Raw genomic sequence first — 6,825 nt, forward strand, 5'->3', positions numbered from 1 at the left:
GGCCAGCGGCCGGCACTACCAAGGCTTACTTGCCGATGCAGAAACTGGAGAAGATCCTCCCCAGCAGATCATCGGCACTCATCTGCCCAGTGATCTCACCCAGCGCGTCATGCGCCAGCCGCAGTTCCTCGGCGGCCAGCTCCAGGTGCTCGTGCGCCAGCTCGCCATCGGCGCGCTGCGCATGTTCCTGCGCACGTTCGATTGCATCCACATGGCGCGTGCGCGCGGAGAACTCGCCATCCACCTGCTCCCCTGCCCCGGCCGAAGCGATCGAACGCAGACGCGCGTGCAGATCGTCGAGCCCGGCGCCGGTGGCGGCCGAAACGAACACGCGGTCCGGATCGTCCAGCGACGGCAACGCCTCCAGCAGGTCCGACTTGTTGTGGATGTAGACCTTGTGCGGCACCGCCGCCACGGCCTCGCCCAGCGCCGCTTCGCCAGCCGCCGGATCGCGCGCATCCAGCACGATCAGCGCCAGATCGGTGCGCTCGATTTCCACGTGGGCGCGGCGCATGCCTTCGCGTTCGATGGCGTCACCGCCGTCGCGCAGGCCGGCGGTGTCGACCAGGGTCAGCTCCAGGCCGTCCAGGCGGATGGTCTCGCGCAGGGTGTCGCGGGTGGTACCGGCGATGTCGGTGACGATGGCGCGTTCGCTGCCGGCCAGCGCGTTGAGCAGTGAACTCTTGCCGGCGTTCGGCGGACCGATCAGCACCGCGTGCAGGCCATCGCGCAGGCGACGGCCGCGTTCGGCATCGCGGCGCAGCAGGGCCAGATCGCTGCGCGCCTGTTCCAGCCCACGCCGCACCTGCGCGCCACCGAGCGTATCCAGCGGTTCGTCGGCAAAATCGATGGCCGCTTCCACGTGGATGCGCAGCAGCACCAGCTGCTCGACCACGGCGTCGATGCGGCGCGAGAACACGCCATCCAGCGAGCGACGTGCCGCGCGCGCGGCGCGGTTGTCGCCCGCGGCGATCAGGTCGGCGATGGCCTCGGCCTGGGCCAGGTCGAGCTTGCCGTTGAGGAATGCCCGTTCACTGAACTCACCCGGCCGCGCCTGGCGCGCGCCGAGCGCGATGCAGCGCGCGACCAGCTGCTGCAGCAGCACCGGGCTGCCGTGGCCCTGCAGTTCCACCACTTCCTCGCCGGTAAAGCTGTTCGGTGCCGGGAACCACAGCACGATGCCATCGTCGATGACCTCGCCGTCGGCATCACGCAGGCGCGCGTAGTGCGCGTGGCGCGGACGCAGTGCAGGTGCGCCCAGTGCATTGGCGATGGCCGCAGCACGCGGGCCGGACAGGCGCAGCAGGCCGACACCGCCGGCGCCAGGGGCGCTGGCGATGGCGACGATGGTGTCGGTGCGGATCGCGTCGTTCATGGCTCAGAGCTTCTCCAGCTGTGCGCGCGCCTGGGCCGCGCCACTGCCCTGCGGCTGCAACGCCAGGTAGGTGGTGTAGGCCTGCTTGGCCTTGGCCTTGTCGCCGGCGTTGAAGTAGGCATCGCCCAGGTTGAGATAGGCCACTGCACGCGAGGGGTCGATCTTCAGCGTGTTCTCCAGCCAGCGCGCCGCTTCGGCATAGCGCTGCTGGCGGTAGTAGACGAAGCCGAGGTTGTTGGCGGCCTGGGCGAAGTCCGGACGCAGCTTCAGCGCCTCGGTGAACTGCGCCACCGCCTCGTCGTACTGCTTCTCGCGGTACAGCTGCAGGCCGCGGTCATTGGCCTGCTGCGCGCGCTGGCGATCCGACGCCGGGCCCGCAGTGGGCACCACCAGCTTGGCCTTGCCGCCCTGCAGGTCGGCCACCGTCACCGGCGCCTGGCTGCCCTTGGCTTCGCTGGCGGCTTCAACCTTGTTGTTCAGTGCGATCGCATCGGCGGTCAACTGGCGCGTATCGGCATTGAGGAACTCCTGGCTGTCCGGCACCTGGAACACGAACTCGCCGCCCTGCGAACCGGGCAGGCTGCCGAAGGCCGGGGTCTGGTGTGAAACGGCTGAGACGGCCGGCGCAACGTAGGCGGCCAGTTCGGTACCGGTGATCAGCCCATCGCCGTTGAGGTCGCCCTTGCCGGCCAATGCCTGCAGCAGCACCCAGGTGAACACCGAGTGGCCGTTCGGAGCGGCGTCGGCCACCTGCTGGTCGGCACCGCCGGCGGTCAGCATCTGCCGCGCGCTGCGCCGCGCGTTCTCGCGCAGGAACGACGACGACGATGGACCGCCACGGGTCAGGCCCAGGCCGCTGTAGCAGGCATCCATCACGAACATCACGTGCTTGGCCTGCATGCTCTCGGCGATGTTCTGGATGTCGGTCATCGCGATGGCGTCGGTAGCGAATTCCTTCGGGTCCGAATCGACCGGGATGATGTAGCCGAGGTCGCGCCCGGAGGCGAGCTGGCGGGTCGCGCCATGGCCGGCAAAGAACACGAACACGCGATCGTTCTTGCCAGTGCGGTCATCGGCCAGGCGGTCGTGGAAGGCAGCCAGGATGTTGTTGCGCGTGGCCTGCTCGTTCTTCAGCACGATCACCTGCGAGGACGGGAAGCCGAACTGCCCGGTCAGGGTATCGGCCACCGCCTGCGCATCGTGGCTGGCGTACTCCAGCTTCGGCCACTTGGCGTAGTTGTCGATGCCGACCACGATCGCCCAGGACTTCTCGTAGCCGGTGGTGACGGTGGCATCGTTGGTCGCGCCCTTGCGCGCACGGGCGACCGTGAAGTCGCGGCCGTTCCAGCCAGCGAACTGGTAGCCATCGGCGATCAGCCGGTCGAGGATCTGCGGCAGCGCCTTCACCGCACGATCGTGAATGTCGTGGAACAGGATGATGCCGCGCTGTTCCTTGTTCACCTGGTCGAGCACGCGCTGGACGATCGATTCCGGCACCGGGTCGGCCCAGTCCATCGAGTCGATGTTCCACATGATCGACTTCAGCCCGGCTTCGTTGAGCAGCTGCAGGCCTTCGGCATTGCGTGCGCCATAGGGGAAGCGGAACAGCGGCGCGCGCTTGCTGTCGACATCCTTCAGCAGCGTGTCGGTGTCCAGCACCTGCTGGCGCAGCGCGTCACCGGTGGTGCGCGACAGCTGGGCGTGGGTCAGGCTGTGATTGCCGACCGCATAGCCCTCTTCCATCAGGTTGCGGCTGATCTTCGCCATCGGGCCGAGGCTGACCTTGCCGTCGGCCTCGACCTTGCCGAGGTTGCGGCCCACTTCGAAGAACACGCCCGGCACGTCGTAGCGCTTGAGGATGGCCACCACTTCATCGGTGTAGGCCTTGTGCGGGCCATCGTCGAAGGTGAGCACAACGGTCTTGGCCGGCAGGTCGCGGCCGAAGATCTCGCGGTCGCTGTCCTTCATCGACATCGGGTACGGCTCGATCACGCCGTAGTCGCGCAGGATCGCTTCGCGGCTGTAGTCCTTGTGCAGGTGGGCGATGTAGTCGTCCCACTTCTCACGCTTCAGTTCGATGGCGCGGGTGCGCTCGAAGCGGCTGAAGATGCGGGTCAGTTCCTGGTTGTAGTTGCGCTCGATCTCATCAAGCGCCTCCAGGTCCTCACCGATGCGCTGGTGCAGCTTCACTGCCGGCAGCGACGAATCGGTGCCGACCCGTTCATGCAGGTCACGCAGCACTTCGCGGAAGGCCAGGCGGTCGGCGTCGAACAGTTCCGGCGCCGACTCGATGTAGTCCAGCACGGTGCCGAGGGTGGCGAAGCGCTGCGGACTGGAGCCGCGCAGCAGCGTGTCGAACTGCGCGGCGATGGCCGTGCGCTGTTCCAGGCCATCGTGGAACAGCTGCTGGCCCACGCGCGTGGAGGTACCGCGGTCGGCAGCCGACTGCTGTTCCTCGTCGGCCAGCAGCACGATGATGCGGCGGTAGCCGTCGAGCTGCTTCTGCAGCGCGGCCAGCAACGGTGCAGCGGCGGGATCGGCGGCGGCCGCGGCCTGCGCGCTGGGCTGGGTGACCGTGGTCGCCGGCGCCTTCGCGTCCTTGTCGCCACAGCCGGCAACGACCAGGGTCAACAACAGCGACGGCAGGAACAGGCGGAACGACGGCGCACGCTGCATGGAGGACTCGAAGGTGGGAGGAACGGTGTGCCGGCGATTCTAACGCCGCATGCGAAAAGCCCGCCTTGCGGCGGGCTTCTCATCGACCGGGGCGGTAGTAGAGTCGACTGTTGGTCGACTGCTCTACTGCCAGTCGACCAACAGTCGACTCTACAGGTCGGGATTACTTCTTTTTGACCGGGGCCGGCGCGGTGGTGGCCGGGACCGGCTCGCCGCCATGGCGCTTGGTCATCCACCACTGCTGCAGCAGGCCCAGGCCGCCGTTGACCACCCAGTACAGGACCAGGCCGGACGGCATGAAGGCCATCATGACGCCGAACACCAGCGGCATGAACTGCATCATCTTCTGCTGCATCGGGTCCATGCCCGGTGCCGGGGTCAGCTTCTGGGTGAACCACATCACTGCCACGTTGATGACCGGCAGGATGAAGTACGGGTCGCGTGCGGTCAGGTCCTGGATCCAGCCGAACCAGGGCGCCTGGCGCAGTTCGACCGATTCCACCAGCACCCAGTACAGGGCGAAGAAGATCGGCATCTGGATGAGGATCGGCAGGCAGCCCCCCATCGGATTGATCTTTTCCTTCTTGTACAGCTCCATCATCGCGGTCTGGAACTTCTGGCGGTCATCGCCATAGCGTTCCTTCAGCTGCGCGATGCGCGGCTGGAAACGACGCATCTTGGCGCCGCTCTTGTACTGGGTCGCCGACAGCGGGTACAGCACCAGCTTCAGCAGCACCACCAGGCCGACGATCGCCCAGCCCCAGTTGCCGACCAGCTTGTGCACCTGGTTCAGCACCCAGAACAGGCCCTGGCCGATCACCGCCATCATCGAGAAGCGGCTGTAGTCGACCACGCGGTCCAGGCCCGGCACGTCTTCCTTGGCGATCAGGTTGACCAGCTTCGGGCCGACCCACAGGCGGGCTTCGGTGCTGGTGGACTGGCCCGGGGCCACGGTGAAGGCCGGGCCACGCGCTTCGATCAGGTCACGACCGGCCACCTGCGACAGCACGTAGTGTGCGGTCTGGTCCTTCTGCGGGATCCAGGCGGTGAAGAAGTGGTGCTGCAGCATCGCCAGCCAGCCGCCGGTGATGTTCTGGTTCAGCGTGCCGTCTTCCAGGTAGTCCTTGAACGCACGACGCTGGTACTTCTTGTCGTTGTCGTACCAGGTGGCACCGTTGAAGCTGAAGGAATCCGGGTTGGTCATGCTCCGCGACAGGATGGTCGGGGTGCGGTCCAGGGTGCGGTAGACGTAGCCGTTCCACGGCGCGGCGCCAGCGTTGCTGACTTCGTCCTTGAAGCGCACGGCGTACTCGTTGCGCGAGACGGTCAGGGTGCGCTTGATGGTCACGCCGTTGTCGGCGGTCCACACGAACGGGATCTGTAGCTCGTTCTGGCCCTTGGCCAGCACGAAGTCCTTGGTGTCACCCACCAGCTTGAAGCCGTCAGCGCCGGGGACCGGGGTGTTCTTGTCTTCGCTGGCCCAGCCACTGATCGCGCTGTACGGGTGCGCGGGGTCTTCGGTCAGCAGGCGGACCGGCGGGCTGCCTTCGTCCTTGGTCTGCGGGAACTGCAGCAGCTCGGCGTCGAGCACGCGGCCGCCGTCGAGCACCAGGCGCAGCACGTCGGTGGTGACGGTCACGCGCTGGCTGGCCGGGGTAGCGCTGGCCTGGGCCTGTGCGGCGGCCGGGCCGGGGGCGCCCGGCACCTGGGCGCTGGGGATGGCGCCGGGGTTCGCGCCCGGAACACTTTGTGCGGCGGCCGGGGCCGACGTGGTGGTTGGTGCCGGGGTCGGAGCAGCCTTTTCACGGCTCCACTCCATCCACAGCAGCACGGCCACCATCAGCCAGGCAAAAATGAGGAATACGCGGGTCTGGTTCATCAGCGGACAGGCTCGGCGGGGCCGGGACGCGATGCCGGCTCGGTCAAAGAAGGAGTTGCGATGCCATCAGGCGGCGGCATTGTGCCGTCCACGCCCGGCGTGGGCAATGCACGCAGGCGACGCAGCAGGCGCAGGAAGGCCTGGCGGATCTCGTCGTTGCTGGCGGAACGCGCAGCACTACGAGCCACGACGACAAAGTCGCCTGGCTGGATGTCGGTACGTGTCTGACGCAGGATGTCGCGCAGGACGCGCTTGATCCGGTTACGCCCGACGGCGTTCGGATCAACCTTGCGGGAAACCGCCAGACCCAGCCTGGCCGGCCGGTCAGCCGGCAGCCAGTGCAGGGTCATCAGCGGATCGGACACACGGCGGGCGCCGTTGAAGACCGTTGAGTATTCGGCACGCGTGCGAACCCGCGCAGAGCGAGGGAATCGCTTGCGCGGGTCTGCAGTATTCACTGTCGAAGGGATTGCGTCTGCCGCGGGGTGCGGCATGGCAATCAGGCGCTCAGGACTTTGCGGCCCTTGGCGCGGCGACGCGACAGGATCTTGCGGCCGTCAGCGGTCTTCATACGGGCACGGAAGCCGTGGTCGCGCTTACGCTTGAGGTTGCTGGGCTGGTAGGTGCGCTTCGTGGCCATTGGGGGCCTCTCGTATGAATGGGACGGAAAGAACCGGAAATTCTAGAGAGGTACCCTGCCCCAAGTCAACCCCTGGCAGCTACGCGAATTCACCGGGCTGTGCAATAGCTGTGGATGTTTTTGTGAATAAGTAGGGGACAAGCATTCCGAAGGCGGGCGCTCGGTGGTAGTCTGAGCCATCCATTTCCCCCCTTTCAGGCCTGTGTTTGGGCGCCTTGTCGCGTCCATGCCCCGGCCACCGGACGATTATTGCTG

General features: G+C 66.8%; 5 protein-coding genes. All 5 read right to left on the reverse strand.

What is annotated here, in order from left to right; all coding sequences use genetic code 11:
- Positions 1–25: 25 nt before the first annotated feature.
- Entirely contained in the window at positions 26–1,375 is a 1,350-nt protein-coding gene (gene mnmE, locus CKW06_RS23405) for a tRNA uridine-5-carboxymethylaminomethyl(34) synthesis GTPase MnmE (protein ID WP_024958544.1), read from the reverse strand.
- 3 nt (positions 1,376–1,378) lie between these two features.
- Complete coding sequence (locus tag CKW06_RS23410; protein WP_024958545.1) at positions 1,379–4,051, reverse strand: polysaccharide deacetylase family protein; 2,673 nt, start codon at positions 4,049–4,051, stop codon at positions 1,379–1,381.
- Between the two features lie 163 nt (positions 4,052–4,214).
- The gene (yidC, locus tag CKW06_RS23415) at positions 4,215–5,930 is read right to left on the reverse strand and encodes a membrane protein insertase YidC (protein ID WP_024958546.1); all 1,716 of its coding nucleotides are present in this window, start codon (positions 5,928–5,930) and stop codon (positions 4,215–4,217) included.
- Positions 5,930–6,424 carry a ribonuclease P protein component gene (gene rnpA, locus CKW06_RS23420; protein ID WP_005411728.1) on the reverse strand — a complete coding sequence of 165 codons (495 nt, stop codon included), beginning with the start codon at positions 6,422–6,424 and terminating at the stop codon, positions 5,930–5,932. The genes yidC and rnpA overlap by 1 nt, the downstream gene beginning before the upstream one ends.
- Positions 6,425–6,429: 5 nt before the next feature.
- Positions 6,430–6,570 carry a 50S ribosomal protein L34 gene (gene rpmH, locus CKW06_RS23425; RefSeq protein ID WP_005411729.1) on the reverse strand — a complete coding sequence of 47 codons (141 nt, stop codon included), beginning with the start codon at positions 6,568–6,570 and terminating at the stop codon, positions 6,430–6,432.
- Positions 6,571–6,825 lie beyond the last annotated feature (255 nt).

It is taken from the genome of Stenotrophomonas maltophilia (genome assembly GCF_900186865.1).
GTDB lineage: Bacteria > Pseudomonadota > Gammaproteobacteria > Xanthomonadales > Xanthomonadaceae > Stenotrophomonas > Stenotrophomonas maltophilia.

Excerpts from the sequence above, each read along its gene's own strand:
- mnmE (WP_024958544.1), bottom strand. The coding sequence starts at position 1,375 with ATGAACGACGCGATCCGCACCGACACCATCGTCGCCATCGCCAGCGCC.
- CKW06_RS23410 (WP_024958545.1), bottom strand. The coding sequence starts at position 4,051 with ATGCAGCGTGCGCCGTCGTTCCGCCTGTTCCTGCCGTCGCTGTTGTTG.
- yidC (WP_024958546.1), bottom strand. The coding sequence starts at position 5,930 with ATGAACCAGACCCGCGTATTCCTCATTTTTGCCTGGCTGATGGTGGCC.
- rnpA (WP_005411728.1), bottom strand. The coding sequence starts at position 6,424 with ATGCCGCACCCCGCGGCAGACGCAATCCCTTCGACAGTGAATACTGCA.
- rpmH (WP_005411729.1), bottom strand. The coding sequence starts at position 6,570 with ATGGCCACGAAGCGCACCTACCAGCCCAGCAACCTCAAGCGTAAGCGC.